At 55.4% G+C, this 18193-nt stretch carries 9 protein-coding genes and 3 pseudogenes; 6 read left to right on the forward strand and 6 right to left on the reverse strand.

What is annotated here, in order from left to right:
* The 5 genes and pseudogenes from ACS5Q1_RS08340 to ACS5Q1_RS08360 all read left to right on the forward strand — a co-directional run.
* Nucleotides 1–123 (forward strand): annotated as a pseudogene (locus ACS5Q1_RS08340) (IS481 family transposase); the annotation flags it as partial.
* Between the two features lie 349 nt (nt 124–472).
* Nucleotides 473–1567, forward strand: a pseudogene (locus ACS5Q1_RS08345) (IS701 family transposase); the annotation flags it as partial.
* Between the two features lie 543 nt (nt 1568–2110).
* Nucleotides 2111–3871, forward strand: coding sequence for a transposase (locus ACS5Q1_RS08350; RefSeq protein ID WP_473097715.1), 1761 nt, complete (start codon nt 2111–2113; stop codon nt 3869–3871).
* A gap of 188 nt (nt 3872–4059) precedes the next feature.
* Entirely contained in the window at nt 4060–4992 is a 933-nt protein-coding gene (locus tag ACS5Q1_RS08355) for an alpha/beta hydrolase (protein ID WP_473097716.1), read from the forward strand.
* Nucleotides 4993–5264: 272 nt separating this feature from the next.
* Complete coding sequence (locus ACS5Q1_RS08360; protein ID WP_473097717.1) at nt 5265–8384, forward strand: CapA family protein; 3120 nt, start codon at nt 5265–5267, stop codon at nt 8382–8384.
* Nucleotides 8385–8462: 78 nt separating this feature from the next.
* On the opposite strand, the gene ACS5Q1_RS08365 is transcribed toward ACS5Q1_RS08360, so the two are convergent.
* Entirely contained in the window at nt 8463–9791 is a 1329-nt protein-coding gene (locus ACS5Q1_RS08365; RefSeq protein ID WP_473097718.1) for an alpha/beta hydrolase, read from the reverse strand.
* 1166 nt (nt 9792–10957) lie between these two features.
* Between ACS5Q1_RS08365 and ACS5Q1_RS08370 the strand changes: the two genes are divergently transcribed.
* A complete protein-coding gene (locus ACS5Q1_RS08370) occupies nt 10958–11260 on the forward strand; it encodes a hypothetical protein (RefSeq protein ID WP_473097719.1) in 303 nt (100 codons plus the stop codon).
* Nucleotides 11261–11456: 196 nt separating this feature from the next.
* On the opposite strand, the gene ACS5Q1_RS08375 is transcribed toward ACS5Q1_RS08370, so the two are convergent.
* From ACS5Q1_RS08375 to ACS5Q1_RS08395, 5 genes and pseudogenes are all read right to left on the reverse strand, one after another.
* Complete coding sequence (locus ACS5Q1_RS08375) at nt 11457–12824, reverse strand: HlyD family type I secretion periplasmic adaptor subunit (protein ID WP_473097720.1); 1368 nt, start codon at nt 12822–12824, stop codon at nt 11457–11459.
* Nucleotides 12821–14467 (reverse strand): type I secretion system permease/ATPase, encoded by a 1647-nt coding sequence (locus tag ACS5Q1_RS08380; RefSeq protein ID WP_473097721.1) that lies wholly within the window; start codon nt 14465–14467, stop codon nt 12821–12823. Before ACS5Q1_RS08380 ends, ACS5Q1_RS08375 begins: the two co-directional genes overlap by 4 nt.
* Before the next feature lie 426 nt (nt 14468–14893).
* Nucleotides 14894–15913 (reverse strand): phosphatidylglycerol lysyltransferase domain-containing protein, encoded by a 1020-nt coding sequence (locus tag ACS5Q1_RS08385; RefSeq protein ID WP_473097722.1) that lies wholly within the window; start codon nt 15911–15913, stop codon nt 14894–14896.
* A gap of 82 nt (nt 15914–15995) precedes the next feature.
* Entirely contained in the window at nt 15996–16916 is a 921-nt protein-coding gene (locus tag ACS5Q1_RS08390; protein ID WP_473097723.1) for a phosphatidylglycerol lysyltransferase domain-containing protein, read from the reverse strand.
* 266 nt (nt 16917–17182) lie between these two features.
* Nucleotides 17183–18138 (reverse strand): annotated as a pseudogene (locus ACS5Q1_RS08395) (IS5 family transposase).
* Between the last annotated feature and the right edge of the window lie 55 nt (nt 18139–18193).

The following is an 18193-nucleotide window of genomic DNA, read 5'->3' on the forward strand; positions in this document are numbered from 1 at the left end:
GCCCGCCGGCTCAAGACCCTGCGCGGCCTCACCCCCTACGAGTACATCTGCAAGATCTTTACAAGCGAGCCGCAACGCTTCAGGCTCGACCCGCTCCACCAAATGCCGGGACTAAACATCTAGGTGACATTACATAGGAAACGGTTGTTAGTAGCCGGTCGCGATCCGCATCCTCTAATCTCCGAGCTTTCCCGGCACATAGCATCCTCACCTTGCATTGCCTCCACGTAGGGATGTGAAGGCTCGTTCGGGGCAATACTTCGTATCCAGCCCCTAAGCTCGAGTTTGGCCATTTCAGGCGGTGATTTGGGCATAGGAGGCGGCGAAGCGAACAATGCAGTAGGGCAGCGGAGTTTCCGCCAAGAGACGCCGCCATGCCGGACCTGCCCGCCCGCTTCGCCGCGATTATTGTAGCCTTGCCCCGCTCTTTCGCCACCGAACCTGGAGCCATGCCGAGGTCCTTCTCGTCGCGGCTATTCTGGCGCCCGGCAAACGCACCGTGACCAGCCTCCTGCGCATTTCCGGCCACAGTCGCGAGCCTTACTTCGTCAACTACCATCGTGTGCTCAATCGCGCGCGCTGGAGCACACGCGAGGCCGCTCGACGGCTCCTCTGTCTGCTGATCCCGACCTTTGTCCCAGCTGGTCCGGTCATTCTCGGTCTTGACGATACCATTGAGCGTCGGCGCGGCAAGCGCATCAGCGCCAAAGGCATCTATCGTGAGCCGGTGCGCTCGTCCGACACCCACTTCGTCAAGGCTTCGGGTCTGCGTTGGATCAGCCTTGTGCTCCTGGCCCCGATCCCATGGGCCGCCCGTACCTGGGCTCTGCCGTTCCTCACGGCTTTGGCGCCCTCCGAGCGGTATTGCCGTGAGCATGGACGGCGGCACAAGAAGCTGACCGACTGGGCGCGCCAGATGGTGCTGCAGGTGCGCCGCTGGCTGCCGACACGCGAGCTGGTGCTGGTGGCCGACATGGGCTTTGCGGCTCTGGAGTTGCTGGCTGCATTGTCCCGCCGGGGCGTGATCTGCATCACGCGTCTCCGGCTGGATGCTGCTCTCTACGAGCCGGCCCCGCCACGCCGTCCCGGAACAAACGGCCGTCCTCGCACCAAAGGCGCTCGCCTGCCGAACCTGTCTGACGTGCTGAAGCGGACGAGCACACGCTGGCGGCGCGTCACGGTGCCGGGCTGGTATGGTGAAGGGGAGCGGACGATCGAGTTCTGCTCGGCAACGGCCGTGTGGCGCCATAGCGGAAGACCCATCGTTCCAATCCGCTGGGTGCTGCTACGCGATCCGCTCGGCCGCTTCTCGCCGCAGGCCCTTCTGTGCACCGATCCCATGCGAGATCCCTTGCAAATCATCCGCTGGTTCTTCCTGCGCAGGTCGAGGTCACCTTCGAGGAAGCCCGGGCGCATCTGGGTGTCGAGACCCAACGGCAATGGTCGGATCGCGCCATCGCCCGCACCACACCCTGCTTGTTCGGGCTGTTCTTGCCCAGATCGATGCCGAGGGTGGCGATCGCCGCAGAGAAAGAAGACCGTGACATGGGACATGCTCCTTGCGTGACTCGAAGCCCCACAGCTTACGAACAAGCGGGGCAGGAGCACGGCCGGATCATCCCATTAGCGGTGATCCTCGACGTCGGTCAGGTCACTGGCATAAAGGCAAGCATCCATAGCTAACCCTCCAAGCTGTCGAAGCAGCCTGCCTCCGCATCAGCGGCCAAGCGACAAACCTACTCCCAATCAGTTACTTACGTGGAGAAATAAAATTTCCCAGCAGCCTCTTACTCGTCCTCGGTGCTATCGTGTTTTCTCTGAAATCGCCTACACTCGAAATCGTAGCTTCGGCATCGAAAATACTGCGTACGAAGCAAGTAGGTTGGTTTGTTGCGTCCCCTCGTCGCCCCTGCGAAACGGTACTCACTCCAATAATCACCCATCTTCTACCGAGTAGGTAGTCCGAAACGAGCATCTCCTACACTACTACTTCAGCGGAACTGTTTCACATTGACAGAATGTGGCCTGAGATCCACGTTGGCAGAAGAACAAGCAGGTGCGGCAAGTACCAAAGTGCAAATTGGGTGGAAAGCAGCTTTGGAGGCTAGGTATGGGCTTAGAGATACTCGACTCGAGGCGTATCGCATGTGCGAAGCGCGCTTATACAACCCGCCGTGTTAGCCCTCAAGTAATGTCAAGCTTAATAACCGATCCTACAACTGCTCCTGCATCTGGCGATTTGGTGTTGGCTCGTGTCGATGAAATCGGCAAGCAAAGACGCATTGAGTTGACCGATGGAAGACGCGCTCACCTGTTCCCCGGAGATGAAATTATAGTTTGCTACGGCAATCGGTATGCACCCGACCAATTCGAAGGGGTGATTGGAGAGGATCTGAGCAGTTGCGATCTAGTCGCTGCCGGTGGGATCGCGGCATGCGAGATAACTCGAAACGAGAGAATGATACCATCAACTCGGATCTCGCCTCTCGGCTTCATTGGCGATGCCAAGGGAAAACGCTTGAATCTCCGAGAGTTTGCTGTCAATGCATCAGGCCCGACGGCACCTATCAAGGTCGTTCTTTCCCTCGGAACATCGATGAATGCCGGAAAAACCTTTACATCAACGTCGTTGGTAAGGGGGCTCAAGGGAGCAGGCTTCCGGGTCGCTGCCATCAAAGCTACCGGGACGGGTGCCGGGAACGACCTTTGGATCGTACGTGACGCAGGCGCCGACGTTGTCCTCGATTTCACAGACGGGGGCCTTGCGAGCACTTACCTGATTCCACTGGATGAGATTGTCGCGGCAACCAAGCGCTTGATCTACAGCGCCGCACAGCAAAGCTGTGATGTCGCGGTTGTAGAAGTCGCCGATGGCCTGCAGCACCTGGAAACCGCCGAGGTGGTCCAAGCAGAGGGGCTCTGGGCCAATTGTGTCGGTATTGTATTTGCCGCGTACGATTCAATGGGAGCGAAGTGTGGCGTCGACACATTGAGGGCTGCTGGCCATAATGTGCTTGCTGTCAGTGGTCGATTGACCCAATCGCCCTTGATGGTGCGGGAGACTGAACGGTCAACGGGTCTTCCCGTATATACTCCATGGGAAATACAGGATGGCGTCCTCACTCCGCTGATTATGGGCACAGCTGGAGTTGATCATGGATCTCCAGAAGATCGCCACCGCGTGGAGATCTCAACGGACAACGATATGCAGCTCTCCAGTAAAGCCAAGATACAAGGGCTTGTTGATGAGGAGGCGCGCGCGCCATCCGCCTTGAAGGACGGCACTGAAAGTCCCGCGTGCGAGGTGCTTAGAACTTTGGTCGAGAAGGTAATGACAATAGAAATGTCGGCTATTTGTGGAGCCGGCATAAGGGAGCGTCGGCCGAGTCGGGTTAATCATCGAAGTGGATATAGGCGGCAGCGGTGGGAAACGGGTGTTGGTCGGATTGAACTCAGTGTGCCACGAGTCCGCAAAGGCGGTTATCATCCCGTCTTCCTGCGCCAGAACAATGTATCTGCCGAAGAATTGATGCTGCTCGTCACCCAAGCCGCAGAATCGGATGCCACGCCTCTTGACCTCCAGAGACTGCTCGAACGCATTGGAGTTGATCGAATCCCGTTCGAAGTGGTTTCTGACTTGAGCCTCGAAGTGAAACAAAAGGCAAGCCAAATTGGCCTGCACACCCCTCGCAGCAATTCTACTCTCTTTTCCAGCAAGGTGTTGCAGCATTCGCTGTCTCATAGACGCTCCATCAAAGAAGAATATGGCGTGTTTGGAGGTTACGGCGAGAACAATGATGAAATGGATCCATTTGTCCGGGTCGAGACAATGCCGATGCGGCGTGCTCAAGGCACCTCAGGCGTGGGCTAGGTAAAGCTGAGAGATCCGAAGTATCACGCGGACATTGGAAGATTACGCGGCTCAAGAACCTGTAACCCGTGCAGGCCCAACGGTTAGAGGCACACAGCACTAATTTTGGGCCGTGGCGCTGGATCAGTTGCAATCACATTAGAACGACATTGGCGAGCTGAGTGACAAACCAGCAAGAGAGTTGTTAAATGTTTGCACGAGACAACATAGTGAGAGCGCTTGAGACCGCCCGCCGACATATCGTTTCGCTCTCCGCCGTTCTGTTGCTCATACTTGTCGTTGGTTTTGGGGCGACGGCCGGATATGCACGTGACCGTGACGGTGACAAGGTCGTTGCTAACCTTCGCGGGCTTCCAATCACTGTTTATACCTATCATCCAAAAAGTTGCGCAGATCCTGCACTGCTCTTCGTTTTTCACGGCCTTGGACGGAATGCCCCCTCATACCGCAACTCGGCGCGTAAACTGGCCGATCAGAGGTGCATGATCGTCTTCGCCCCGCTTTTCGACAAGGAGCGCTTCCCTTCCTGGCGTTACCAAAGAGGCGGCCTTGTTCATGGTCAAAAGTTACTGCCCCGGGAGCAATGGGCAGTCTCAATAGTTTCCGATCTCGTCGCTTGGGCAAGACTACAGGAAGGGAAGCCCAAGGCGCCCTACTATTTGTTCGGCCATTCGGCTGGCGCCCAGTACCTTTCACGTGTTGCCGCCTTCAATCCTCCACTCGATGCTTCGCAGATCGTGATCGCCAACCCATCCACCTATGTTCTCCCATCAACTCAAGAGCCAGTTCCTTACGGGTTAGGTGGACTTCTCGACCCGGCAGAGGGCGAGAGGCAATTGAGAACCTATCTTGAACTTCCCATCACAATTTATTTAGGCGAGGACGATACCGGCGACGAGGACTTGGCGCAAACCTCCTCAGCGATGAGGCAGGGAGATAACCGGCTGGAACGTGGTCAGTTCACGTTTGATTTAGCGAAGTCGGTTGCGCAGGCGAAGGGCTGGGACCTCCGCTGGCGCCTGGTAACTGCGCCGGGTGTCGGGCATACCGCGCGGGGCATGCTTGGGACCGATGAGGCAAAAGAAATTTTTGCTCCCATGGCGACTGAGATGGCGCATTAGGTTTTTAGAAGAGATATTCGGCTTTTGCGCTATTCTTGAGGATAGAGATATAGTTTCTGCAATTCAACATGAGGGTTCACCCTTGGCCCCCTCTTTCAAACTCGAAGGTCAACATACGCATAACCGCAAAGATTGTAGTTCCTTGCAAGAAGCTAAGTTGCGTCATTTGCTTAGTGAACTACTTCTTATTTTCCGATTGTTGTCAATCTCTGCATCGTAAATACTAATATAGTACTGCATACCTCGATTTCGCAGCAAGCGGGTGAAAAGCAATGAAGATTGTGAGTACAAGAATACTTGCGGCAGGAAACATCTTCGGCAGCCCATCAGTAGCTCGATTGATGGTTTCCAATGATGCAGCGAACTCCGATTACGTGCCTCCGTCGATCGGATCGTTGATCAAAGATGTATTTCCATACTTGCGTGAAGGTGTTTTAGACTTCCCTGCCTGGAAATTGTTGCAAAGTGCACAAACGCCGGTTCCGGCGACACTTGTCATCGAGGCGCTCGGATTACTAGTTCAACGTTCTGTAAGCTGGCCGGTAAGCTTCTCCGCATTTGCGGACACTGAAGCGTCCGTTGATTCGATGGCAGTTTTCGAGATTGCAGATGCCGATGCGGGGCTTCATGCCAGCGGGCTTGCCGTCGATCTGTTTAATCGTCTTTCCGAAAGGAACATTGATAGCTTGCGAAAGATGTTTAGCACAGAGATGGCAGCGTACCATAAAAAGACGTCCGGGAACATGCCTAACGTTGAAACGTTCGAGATCGTGAAACGAGCTCAGCGTAGGGACATTCCATGGTCAACCCTTCCCAACTGCAAGTGGATTCGCTTGGGACAAGGACGTTACACTAAGTTTCTCATGCAGTCCGAGTCGACACACACATCGGCAATGGCCGTCAATCTCTCCAGAAAAAAGCCCGTCGCAAACTCTATGCTTGCTGCCGCAGGACTGCCCGTAGCGGTACAACGAACTGCGCGTAGGTTAAACGAGGCACTGGCCTCGGCACAATGGATCGGCTTTCCCGTCGTACTAAAGCCTGCGAAGGGTAATATGGGGAAAGGAGTTTCAGTAGGGATTGCTGATACGGATCAAGTTCGCCGCGCATTTCAAAAAGCTCGCACGGTATCGAGAGATGTCGTTGTTGAGTCATTCATACGTGGGAGCGAATACCGTCTTCTCGTAATCGATGGCAAGTTCTGCGCCGCAGCCATGCGCCGCCCAGCTCAAGTTAGAGGCGATGGTATCAACACCGTGCGTCTATTAGTAGACAGGGAGAACCGAAATCCAGAGCGCCAAACTGGAGGACATACGAGCCGGTATCCCCTATTAATTGACGAGGAAGCAGAGTCTTGCCTTGCAGAGCAAGAGCTAACGCTAGATGCGATACCGGAGTCCGGCCAAATAGTTTTCCTCCGGAGGGTATCTAACGTTTCACAAGGCGGTGATACGATAGATGTAACTGATTCAGTTCATCCATCGGTTCGAGAGATCGCCGAACGCGCAGCATCTGTGCTTGGGATTGACGTTTGTGGCGTCGATTTCATCACGACTGATATAACGCGTCCGCAACGGGATGTAGGTGGAGCAATATGTGAAGTGAATACTCGTCCCGGCCTTAGCGTCCATATGCTGGTTTCTGAAGGCACAGCTCGCGATGTGGCTACCCCTTTTATCCAGATGCTCTATCCGGATGGCGCCCCATGCCGCATTCCCATTATTGCCATTCTTGAAGGTTGCGGAGAGGACGCCATTCTGGACAGAATTTTTGAAGTCGCGGAGAAAGCTGGCTGTCGCATTGGATTGGTTGCACCCAAGCAAACTGCCAGCCGATTTCACGATTATCAGGATCCCTCCTCTCACCATCTGGACCAAATTGAGAGGATAAAAGCAGATTGCATGCTTGATGCTGCCGTCGTCGTGGCCTCGGCCCACGATATCGTCAACTTCGGATTAGGATTCGAAAGAGTCGATCTCGCGGTTCTACCGGAAAGACATTCTTCAGCTTTCAGCCAGCCTGCGTGCGTGCTTCTCGAAAGGCTTGCCGGCGGCGGCACGGTAACAGACAAGAATCCCAAGGCTATCGAGCGGGTACTTGCAGCACTCAAAATTCCGATTGAGAGATGGGGGGTCACGAGAAGTGTGCGGTCTCAGCAGCCAAAAAACTCTGCCACTGCTGCAGCTGCAACGGCACAGAAGCATGGCGACAACACCGACTTTACTGCCCTTCTACTCGGAGATGTCGGTTTTGGCGAATCATATTGGGATCATCCCCGTGCTTCTGAATTACGACGGCTTTATGCTATAAGGGGACATCGACACTCGCTGCTTCGCGTCAAAGATCTTCTCTCCGGGGCAGATCTGCGCATCGGCAATCTTGAGGTGCCGCTTGCATCTTCGCCTGATCCGACTTTGCTAGGAAAGAAGAAATGGCTCGGGTGGTCGGATGCCGAAGAAACGACTCAAACACTCCTTGAGGCTGGCTTCGATGCGCTGTCGATCTCCAACAACCACTCCCTTGACTGTGGCAAGAAGGGCCTAAAGAGCACGCTTCGGAGACTGAAGGATGCCCGGATAGCATGCTTCGGTGCAGGCGCGAATTTAACCGCTGCTGGACGGCCGTTCATCAAGACCTTTAAAAGTGGATCGTCCGAACGCACAATAGTAGTGTTCGGATGCTTTGAGCATCGCAAGAAATATGAGCATCAGTTCAGATGGTATGCTGGGCGGCAGCGATCAGGGGTCAATCCAATTCAGTCAGAAGAAATCGCTAAAGAAATCAATGCCTTACGCAATACGGTCCCAAATCCATTTTTCATTGTGTATCCGCACTGGGGAACCGACTATCTCGATATACAGCAGAACCAGCGTGATTGTGCTCACGAACTAATAGCTGCTGGTGCGGATCTGATCATTGGTCATGGCGCTCATGTTCTGCAGGGTATTGAGAATGTCGCCGGACGTTTGGTTGTATATGGGATCGGCAACTTTGTGTGGAATACCCCTGGGCGCTATAATAAGCTCAACGCCATATCTTACAGCCTCGCTACGGCTGTATGCTTCCGTCGAGCAAACGGAGTGGCTTCGGTGTCCTTGCGCCTGTATCCATTACTGACGGATAATGGTGCGACCAAGTTCCAGAGTCGGACCATAAGCTTTGTAGAGCTTCCCGACGCACTAGCAGCGCTGACTCGCAACTTCGATTTGGTCGGCAACAATGCCGTATTGGCATCCGATCGATACGGCGCTTACCTGGAAATTCCAGTTCCCGGAACTCCATCGCAATCGCTCCCCGCATACACTCCGGCCATAGAGAGGATCAGCGGCAGAGTCACAGAAGACATGCGCAGTCGGGATACTGTTTCAGCAAGTTTGCTTAATTTGTCATAATGCGCAGCGAGAGTATCGAACATAAAAGGAGCGACCTCGATCGGCGGACTGAGGTCGCTCTTATTAAGCGAAGTTAGGTTAGATTACGATGAAATCGGCGGCGGTGAGGAGCGCCTTGTTCTCGACAACGGCGAACTTCACCGCAGAACCGGAGCCCGAACCATCCCTGTCGTAATACAAGTCGCCGGTGTTCCTGTTATAAACGATGTAGTCGTTGCTATCCAAAGCCTTCTCGCCAACCCGGAACCACGACGAGCGCAGCTGTCCTTCATCCCAGACTCGCGTGAAGATGTTGTCATTGAGCCGGATCGTATCATCGGTGACGTTGAAGTCGGTGATCCGATCCACGTTGCCGGTCGATGACAGGCTGGTGTCGAAGGTAAAGTAATCCTTCCCAGTACCGCCGGTCAGGATGTCGTTGCCGCCCTTGCCCCAGAGCTTATCGGAGCCGCCCAGGCCGTTGATGGCATCTACCCCAGAGGTGCCGGTCAGGCTCTCCGAGCTCGACGTGCCCACCTTGGTGTAGGGGTTGCTGGGGGAGGGAGTCGGCGTGGGCTCAGGGGTAGGCGTCGGAGTGGGGGTAGGAGTGGGAGCGGGCGTCGAGCTCGAGTTATCGCCCAGGTTGTCGATAGCGTCGCGCATTTCAGGAGCACGGAGCATACCGCCGGACGTGTGGCCGACGCCGTCGGCGATCACGAGTTCCCAGTTGAATTCCCAGCCCTTAGAGGCGGCCATCTTCTTGGCTTCATTAAAGGTGTAAAGGCCGCGTTCCAGACGGTCATCGCCCTGGCGCATGGCCGCCGAGCCCGTTGAAAGGTCGGGCGAGTTCGGGTCGTCGTCCTCAGACCCAAGGTAGATCGTCACCGGATCGGCCAGGTAGTCCTTGAGCATCGCTTCGGCTTGAGCCGTCGAGAACCCGCCGAAACCGTAAGGCGCCTTTTCGGTCATGCTCGGCAGAACATGCGTCGAAGGATTGGAAACAATCATCGCGTCAAAGAGGCTATCGTCCTGAGCAAATGCTGCCACGCGGCTTACATACTGACCGCCAGCCGAGTGGCCAAACAGGACGACCGGATCATTGGCATCAAGTCCAGCTTGAGCAACGCCCCACTCCACAAATTCCTTCTCAAGGGAAACAGTCCAGCCATCAGGAGAGCTGCCGCTGGTAACGCCTCCCATCTGGTAGTCCGCATTGGCTAGATAATCGAGCCGCGGAGAGATAATCGCGTATCCCTTTTCTTGGGCAATCTGAATGGCCTGATCCCGCGTGGATTCGCCAGTGCCGCTAGTGCCGTGATGCACAACCAGAAGGCCTTTGATCTCGCCAGTCGGACGGTAGGTGTACATGGTGTACGACTTACCGTCGATGTTCGCGGTGAGAGTTTGCTTGCCTGTGTTTAGTGCCATGATTTTTGCCCCAAAGTATCGCCAAGCCTTTATGTCAGGCTTTCGAACGATGTTTGATATTTAACAAGTAGATTCTGATATTCAAAATTGGATCTTACGCAACAATACCAATTTTATACAACGCAACTTAACTTCCACATTTTCGTCGCCGAGACTATAGCCTCGTTAACCTGGAAATCTTTTTCAAGCTGAATGAGGCAATTTCGTGACGATGGAAATTTTTTGGTACTCCCAAAGAGTAAGGGTGCCAATAGCTCTCCATGCTGGATCGTGGACCAAATTTCTAAACTGGCCCATGAGATCGGCTTAGGAACCGAATTTAATTACTAAGAGGATGAGGTCACCTTGCTCGTGGCCGGAGCCCACGAGGTTCCCAGAATCGCAAAGCCGGCTAAAGCATTATGGCTGCGGGTGAGGGCGGAGATGGTTCTCGGAAGGCCTTTAGCCTCGGACGCTGTCGCGCAGGTACTGTTGGAGGGACCGACTGGGAATGGCTGCTTCCAGTTTGATAGATCGAAGGTACCGCTGGGTGCAGCATCTAAAATTAAATCCATGATTATTGCCCCAATCATCACCAGCCTCTTTGCGAGTTTTGAAGTGATGCTTGATAATTACGTTATGTATGCTTTAAAGCGCACGATTGCGCAAAACGCATTCCGGAAACTAGTTACTGTTTGCATCGCCCAATAGCATTTCGCCCGTCGAAGGTTATAGCTCGACAATTGAAGAAGCTTTTCCCTGCATCATAAGGCAAAAGCATGGCAGCGGAGGCTTTTAGATACGAGGGGAGCCAAAGCAACGACTCAGCCTTAGATATGAGTAAACACTTGCTTACCGGGATCTTCGACCATGCGCATGGCTCGCCTACAACATGGGCGTAAGCTGATGCATCGTTTGATGCGAGAAAGCCGAACCCGCTATTCGCCGACGCGGACCTTCGGTTCCGCACCATATGTTAGAGCCAACGCGAACCGCGATTGAAAGGTACCCCTTCTAGCCTAGTCGCCACCAAGCATGGGTCGTGTAGAGTAGCTGCATTAACTCGTGGACTAAGCCCGCTAAAACTTCATCGGCAGCGTAGCATCTACGCGAGAAGAAGCCGGGCAGCCTCGCGCGTTGGCCCTGGCCCCTTCACAACAGGGCCGGCTGTGGAAAGGGAGCGAGCCTTGCGACTTACTGGTTTTGAAATCTCGCAGATCAGCCGATTCAATCCGAGGCAAAGACGTGCTCAGGTCGTCGTTCAAATCGCATATGAGAATGACGAAGCACTTGGCGGTCTGTTCGTCATCGAGGCACGAGTCAGAGTCCCCTACGGCCCAGATGTCACGATTCAGCAGACACAGGACGCCGCACGCGCAGGAGCCATCAAACTCCTTGAGGCGGGTCTTTCACAGCTGAGAGAGCACAATCTCACCGAACTGGCAGAACTTGCCGACAAGGCAGAAGGTCGGTCCAGCGGGAAATATTAAACCGCGCTTGATTCCCGATTAGGGTATAGCCGATACGCCTATTTCAGCCCAAGCCTCCTAGGCTGCTTACGGCTTTGCACGGCTGGGAACATGGGCTTCCTCGGCGTTATCCCTTTCACGCTCAACCCGCCCCGAGACGTGCAAAGACAGCCCAAGCGTACTTTCGCGAACACAGCGCTTGGATGGGACTTTGAAACTATTCTTGGACGAAGGCTCTGTTGATACTGCGGGTGATCGGAGCGACAAAATACTCCCACGGCGTTCGAGTTCCCGTACGAATTGCCACATCAGCACTCATTCCAGGCTGTAGCGTCACTGCCTTGAGCCCAGGCGAGTCAGAACTCAGCTCAACGCGCGCTTGATAGTATGAGAAGCCCGTTTTGGGATCAACGAAACGGTCTGCTGACACCGTATGAAGATACCCCTCGATGGCGGTGCGGCTTCGGCGATTGATAGCCCATAATTCAATGTTAGCTGGAAGGCCAGGTTTTACCTGATCGATATCCAAGGCATCAATTGATGCTTGAATCACAAGCTTTTCATTGCTTGGCACCACGTCAAGAAGTTGTTGCCCTGCAGTGACAACTCCGCCGAGGGTGTGAACCTTTATTCCAACTACAGTCCCGTCGATGGGAGAACGAATTTCCGTTCGTCGCAAGACATCTTCAGCGGCTGCCAGTTTTTGAGATAGCTCGTAAGCATTCGATGTCGCTTCCTCGAGGCTCTTGACTATCTCGGTGGCAGAGGCCGCCTTCAATTCTGCGCTTCGTAGCAGCGCCTCTTCAATGCGTTGCCGAGCCACCCCGATCGAAGCTCGGTAGCTCCCGATTGCACCTTCAATCTCTGCTTTCTCACGCTGTAGGGCGAGAACACGCGGCTTATTCGTCAGCCCCTTCTCCAACAGGCTTTGAGCGGCACTCAACTCCTCATCAATCAACGAGAGCTTTCTTTTTGACGAAGCGATCTGTCCCTCCAATCCAGATATCTCGATCACCAGTCCTGAAACCGTACGATCTAAAATGGAAAGTCGCTGCCCGAGGAGTGTTCGACGGTTTTCAAATATGCTTCTTTGTCCCATTACAGCGTCCCGAACGGAGTGATCAACCATCCTTGAACTGAGATCATCAGGAAGCGGAATTTCCGGGAGACCGTCACGTTCGGCGGTCAGTCGAGCTTGAGCCGCTCGGAATTCATAGTACTGAGCTTTCACTTCATTCAAAGTCGAGGTCGGTAGTGTGCTCTGCAGTTTGATCAACATCTCTCCGGCATGCACACTCTGGCCTTCACGCACATAGATGCTTTCGATAATTCCACCTTCCAGGTGCTGTATCGTCTTGGTATTCGTATCAACCGCAACTACTCCCGTTGCGATAACAGCACTGTCAATAGGAGCAAGGTATAGCCAAACGGATAACAGACCTGCTAATGTGGTAATAATTGCAGTGCCGGTAAAGATTGAGCCGGCTCCAAAAGGTGACCTTGATGAGGTTTGATCACTCGATGGATCACGAGGATCCAGTTGAGGATTTGCAGGCACCTCTTGAGCAATTCCAGCCGTACTCATTTCACAGCCCTCAAGTCTGCAGTCCTCATCCTTTCGACCTTGCCGCTAGAATCAGCGTCAGCGATCGTGATCTCAGGATTTTTCCCACCAAGGGTGATGAACTTATCAGCAATTCTGGCGGAACGAACGGATTGCGCTGTCTGTGTCATGATGATCGAAGAGCCAGACTGCTTTAACTCAACAATCGCAGCTTCCATCGCTCGTCGAGACGGACGGTCCAGATTTGCCGCCGGCTCGTCTAAAACGAGTACCCGCGGCATCCCGTAAATCGCTCGAGCTAGAGCAATTCGCTTGCGCTCGCTTCCGGATAGGCCCGTTGTCTGCTCACTGATTTCAGTATCATACCCTTGCGGGAGGCGCACGATGACATCGTGGATATTGGCTAACTTAGCTGCAGAGACAACGTCCGAGAACCTGCTCTCCCCCATGCGAGCGATATTCTCGCGCACTGTTCCTTGGAATAGTTCTGTATGCTGAGGCAGATATCCTACGAGCTGCGCCCGCATATCAGGCGGGAGCCGCCCAATCTCAATGTCTCCCAAGCGTATTTGGCCGTGTTGAGGTTCCAAAAGCCCGACCAATAGGCGGGACAACGTGGTCTTTCCCGTTGCGGCATCACCAATGATGAGAAGCAACTCCCCTGGAGCGACCTCGATGCTCAAGCGCCTCGCAATATATTCACTGCGGCTGCTGTAACGGAAACTGATATTATCGACGGTCAGCGCAGCCTCGTGCGTTGTCTCGGCCACTGAAGCCTCTCTGTTCCCCTCTTCTGAAAGAAGCAGCTTGACTTGCTGATATGAGGCGCGAGCCTCCTTTAGCGCCCGCCAGTTTCTTACCGCCCTCTCCGCTAAGCCGTAGCCAAACCCCCCCATCACTCGCGCGGCAAAGAGGCCGCCAAGCGTCACGACATTCTGAAGAAACAGCCAAATGCCGACAGCAATCAAGGCAATTCGAAAGCACTGGCCCAATCCCTTAATCAACGTCCGGAAAAGTGCATTACTTGCCTCCGACCTCTCGCGTTCCTCAAGGTGAGTCGTAACGCTGCGCCGCCATCGTTCAGTGAGACTCGTCGACATGGTGAGGGCGCCGACCGTCTCGATGTTCCGCTCAGCTCCTAATACAATCTGATCTGCTGCGCTTCCGGCTCTCCATGAAGCACGCCGCGTGTCTCGCGTAAAAAAATCTTGGAGAGGGCCCAGCAGCAGCAGGATACATATCGTGCCTACGCCGAGCGCCCCAAGGAGAGGATGGATGAGATAAATCCCCAAAAAGAACAGCGGGGCCCAGACGACATCGAGCCATGAGGCAAGCGATCGCGTAACGAACGAGCGGAGATTGGAAAGCTCTCCGAGAGCTTCTTGCGCTGCGGGTGTCTCATTGATTGATCGATTGACCAGACTAAGGTGCAGAATTTTCACCCCGAACTGTTGCTCGATCCATATACCCCACCGAGCGAGCATCCGCCGCCGCACCACCTCTAATGCTAGTCCTGCCAGAACTCCGACAATAACAATCAACGTGAGCATGACGAGTGTCTCGATGCTCCGGCTTGCCGGAACGCGATCAAAAACGTGCAGCATATAGAGGGGTATGGCAAACTTTAGCACGTTGATGAACGCGCTAAAGATCACGACAGCCACAATACCAACCCGGGAGGCGCGCCAAGCGAGGCGAATGGCTTGGTTTCTGCCCCTGGAATTTCTGGTTTTCGACCTCGACATAGGCTTCCTAAATCAACGCCAAATATAAGCGCTGATAAGAGATCCCCGGTTATTCATGCCCACCATACCTTCGTCGACCGCACTCCCGCGGTGCAATCAGATTCGTCGTTTGTACGACCTCAGGCTTCCGCTGAACAGGAGATATCTTATGGTTCTCGGATAAGCTGCATTCGTCATGAACTCAGCCTTGCAGCAGATAGTTTACGAGGCAAGCATCAACTTAACACGCCTATTCAGTTCTATACCTTTTGAGATGGAGATAACTCCAAAGATATACGCTCTTCCTTCAATCCCTCGAACCTTGATCATAGTATCACCAGCAACGGATCCAGTTGCAATTGCCATTTATAACGCGAAGGAGACCGCCTTTTCATCTTTTCGGCGCTCCCTGGCACTGAAGATGCCGTGCATCTCCACTGGCCTGAACCGCTGCTTCATCGCGCGCAGGCCGGGCCGCCCAGAATCGTCTGAGTCGTTGAAATGGCTGAGGTCGGGGAACTCGGCCATGAGGCGGTAGCTTAGGACGTACGCAAGCCCCGGGAAGCGAAGGTCGGTGATGCCAAGATAGTTGCACCCCAGGGTGGAGGTGATCGGACCCGAGAAGGCGAAGCCGCGCACCTCTCCGTCAACCTCCACCACCAAGCCCTTGAGTAGGGAGGGCGGGAACTGATGGGCGGCCGTCAGGCAGGTGACCGTGCTGCGGTACCCCTCCGGCTCCATGCCGCTGGCGATCAGTCGCTCCCGCCAGACGTTGGTGAGCGCAAGGCAGGCCCCCTGATCCGAGGCGGTGTAGGGCCGCGTCTCGACCTGCCCTACTCTGAGGGCGCGTGACAGCTCCTGCCGCAGTTTCCCAAAGCCCGACCCTTCTAGCACCATCACGGCCGCACGGTCGTAGATGAACTCGTCCTTCCTGAAGGCGACCGCGAAGCCTTCCCATGCCATCGGCAGAGCATCGTTCTCCTGCACGAAGACGACGCGGCCCAAGCGATCGGCGTTGAAGTCCCGCATCCGCTGCATCGCGTGCCGCAGCGCCGCCGGGTCGAAGGGAAACGGCGCAAGGAAAAGGTTCATCCGCGAGTTCATCTGCGAGCCGATCTTCCGCCGGCGGATCTGGTAGAGCAGGATTGACCCACTATGACGCTCCCAGCGCAGCACATGCGACTTGGATTGCCCGTAGAAATACAGACGGGGGAAGTAGTAGGACGCTGCCTTGACCCGGGCGTCCTCCGCCGCGGCCAGGAAGGTGTCGGCATGCTCGACCTCGATGGATGCGAGATCGGCCAGGTCCACAGCTCTATCAGCCCTCTGAGACTGGTGGCGACGTGGGCTAGCGGGTTCCGCATCCGGTCGAAGAACGTGAGCCATCGCGATCCTCAATCACTTGCTGGGGTCTGCCGCTCTTCTCCATCGAGCCGATCGCCAACTGAGGTAGCTCCATCGTAGCGCATCATTGAGCCTTGGCGCTGAAGAGCCCGAGTATCTCCACCGGCCTGAACCGCTGCTTCAGCTCGCGCAGCCCAGGTCGGTCGCAGTCTGTTGAGTCGTTGAACTGGATGAGATTGGGGAACTCGGCCATAAGACGGTAACGAAGGAGATGCGGCAATCCTCGGAAGCCGGGGTCGGTGATGCAAATATAATTGCACCCTGAGATAGAGGTGATCGGACCTGAGAAGGCAAAGCCACGCACCTCTCCGTCAACCTCGACCACCAGCCCCTTGAGCAGGGAAGGCGGGAAACGATCCGCTGCCGTCAGGCACGCGATCGTATCGCTATATGAGGAGCCGACCTTGATGCCGCTGGCGATCAGCCGCTCCCGCCACGCCTCGGTGAGCGCAAGGCAGGCAGACTGATCTGCTATCGTGTAGGGCCGCGTCTCGACCACGTCTGCCTTGAGAGCCCGTGACAGTTCTTGCCGCAGGCTCCGGAAGCCAGACCCCTCCAACGCCATGACGGTCGCGCGGTCGAAAATGAACTCTTTCCATCTAAGGGAGATTACGAAGCCTCCCCGTGCGACCGGTAAGGCATCACTCTCCGGCACGTACATGATCCGGCCCGAGCGGGCGCCATTGAAGTCCCGCATCCGCTGCACCGCGTGCCGCAGCGCCGCTGCGTCGAAGGGAAGCGGCGGGAAGTACAGGTTCATCTGCGAGCCGGCCCCTTGTTGGCTGACTTGGTAGAGCAGGATCGACCCGGCGTGGCGCTCCCAGCGCAGCTTACGCGCCTTAGAAGACTGCCCAGAGAAATACAGACGGGGGAAGTAGTAAGACCATGCCTTGACTCCGGCAGCCTCCGCCGCGGCAAGGAAGGTGTCAGCATCCTCGACCTTAATGGGTGCAAGATCTACCAAATCAATGGTTCGTTCCACCATGTTCACCAACCTGAGGGGCCCAGGTACGGCGAACGGCTGAGTGACGAGACCTGATTTGTTCAATTTGTTTTCGGTCGAAAGAAGGCCGGTCATCGCAATCCTTCCTCGGAAGCAGGTCGGATCAGGTTCTGCCTCGACTTTTGAACCGGCAATGGGATCAATGGAATTAAACTAAGTTCAAAGTGGACTACAGACAAAAGGGTATCTCGTTAGGGTGTTGGTGCATGGATCGAGAGATCTGTAATCATGGTCTTCGATGCCGCTTCCTACACTGCGGCTGACTTGCAACGGACGGATTTCGGGCGTGCGCATGCCAGCATGCGATTGAGAACGGTGCAGCCGATGGCGACCTCCGTCTGTTTTGCGCTGAACGACCGCGCCCTCAACCGTCTCCCGATGATGGCCTTGTATCGGCCGATTGCAGTCTCGATCAGAGATCGCTTGCCGTAGCCGGTCGCAGCTTGCCATTTCATCCGCCCGCCTGCTTTGACCACCTCAATATGCCGGTCTCGTTGCGTGGAGGGCTCAGTGTCCGGCCTTTCCACCACGTTGGCGCTGTGCTTCATGACGGCGTCATAGGTCGGTTTGCCATCATAGGCGCCATCGGCGGTGAATTGGCGGATCGGGATGCCGATCTGGTCGAGCAACGGCTCCACCTGCGAGGCGTCGCCAGTGTCCTGGTCGGTCATGACATGGGCTACGATCTCGCCGGTATCAGCATCCAGCGCCAGATGCAGTTTGCGCCAGCTCCGCCGTGACCTGGCGCCGTGCTTTTCCTCCCACCATGGGCCAGCGCCGTAGACTTCAAGCCCGGTGCTGTCGATGACAACGTGGACAGGTCCTGATGAGGGAATGCGAGGAATTTGCCGTTCAGACAATCGCCAGGTCCGTGCCCGTCGGCTGAGGGTGGTGTGATCAGGCACGGCGAGATCCAATCCCATCAGCTGCAGCACCGATGCCAGCAAGCCCTCTGTCTGACGCAGCCGCAGGCCAAACACCAAGCCAACGGTCAGGGCCGTTTCGATCGCCAGATCGGAATAGCGCGGCTCGCCGCCGCGCGTCGTCCGCTTCGGCGCTTGCACAGCGACAGCGCTTCGGGCGTGATCCACACCGTCAGGCTGCCTCGTTGGCGAAGGCCCGCCTCATACTCCTGCCAGTTCGTCACCTTGAACTTCATCTTGCCGATGCGAGGGCGGTGGACGGCATTGTGTTTGAAAGGCATGACTGGGACAGACTAGCTATTTCGATCGCCGCTCGACTACATCCTGACCGCTAAA

The organism is Microvirga sp. GN3 (assembly GCF_055792825.1).

Excerpts from the sequence above, each read along its gene's own strand:
- ACS5Q1_RS08350 (WP_473097715.1), top strand. The coding sequence starts at position 2,111 with ATGGGCTTAGAGATACTCGACTCGAGGCGTATCGCATGTGCGAAGCGC.
- ACS5Q1_RS08355 (WP_473097716.1), top strand. The coding sequence starts at position 4,060 with ATGTTTGCACGAGACAACATAGTGAGAGCGCTTGAGACCGCCCGCCGA.
- ACS5Q1_RS08360 (WP_473097717.1), top strand. The coding sequence starts at position 5,265 with ATGAAGATTGTGAGTACAAGAATACTTGCGGCAGGAAACATCTTCGGC.
- ACS5Q1_RS08365 (WP_473097718.1), bottom strand. The coding sequence starts at position 9,791 with ATGGCACTAAACACAGGCAAGCAAACTCTCACCGCGAACATCGACGGT.
- ACS5Q1_RS08375 (WP_473097720.1), bottom strand. The coding sequence starts at position 12,824 with ATGAGTACGGCTGGAATTGCTCAAGAGGTGCCTGCAAATCCTCAACTG.
- ACS5Q1_RS08385 (WP_473097722.1), bottom strand. The coding sequence starts at position 15,913 with ATGGCTCACGTTCTTCGACCGGATGCGGAACCCGCTAGCCCACGTCGC.
- ACS5Q1_RS08390 (WP_473097723.1), bottom strand. The coding sequence starts at position 16,916 with ATGGTGGAACGAACCATTGATTTGGTAGATCTTGCACCCATTAAGGTC.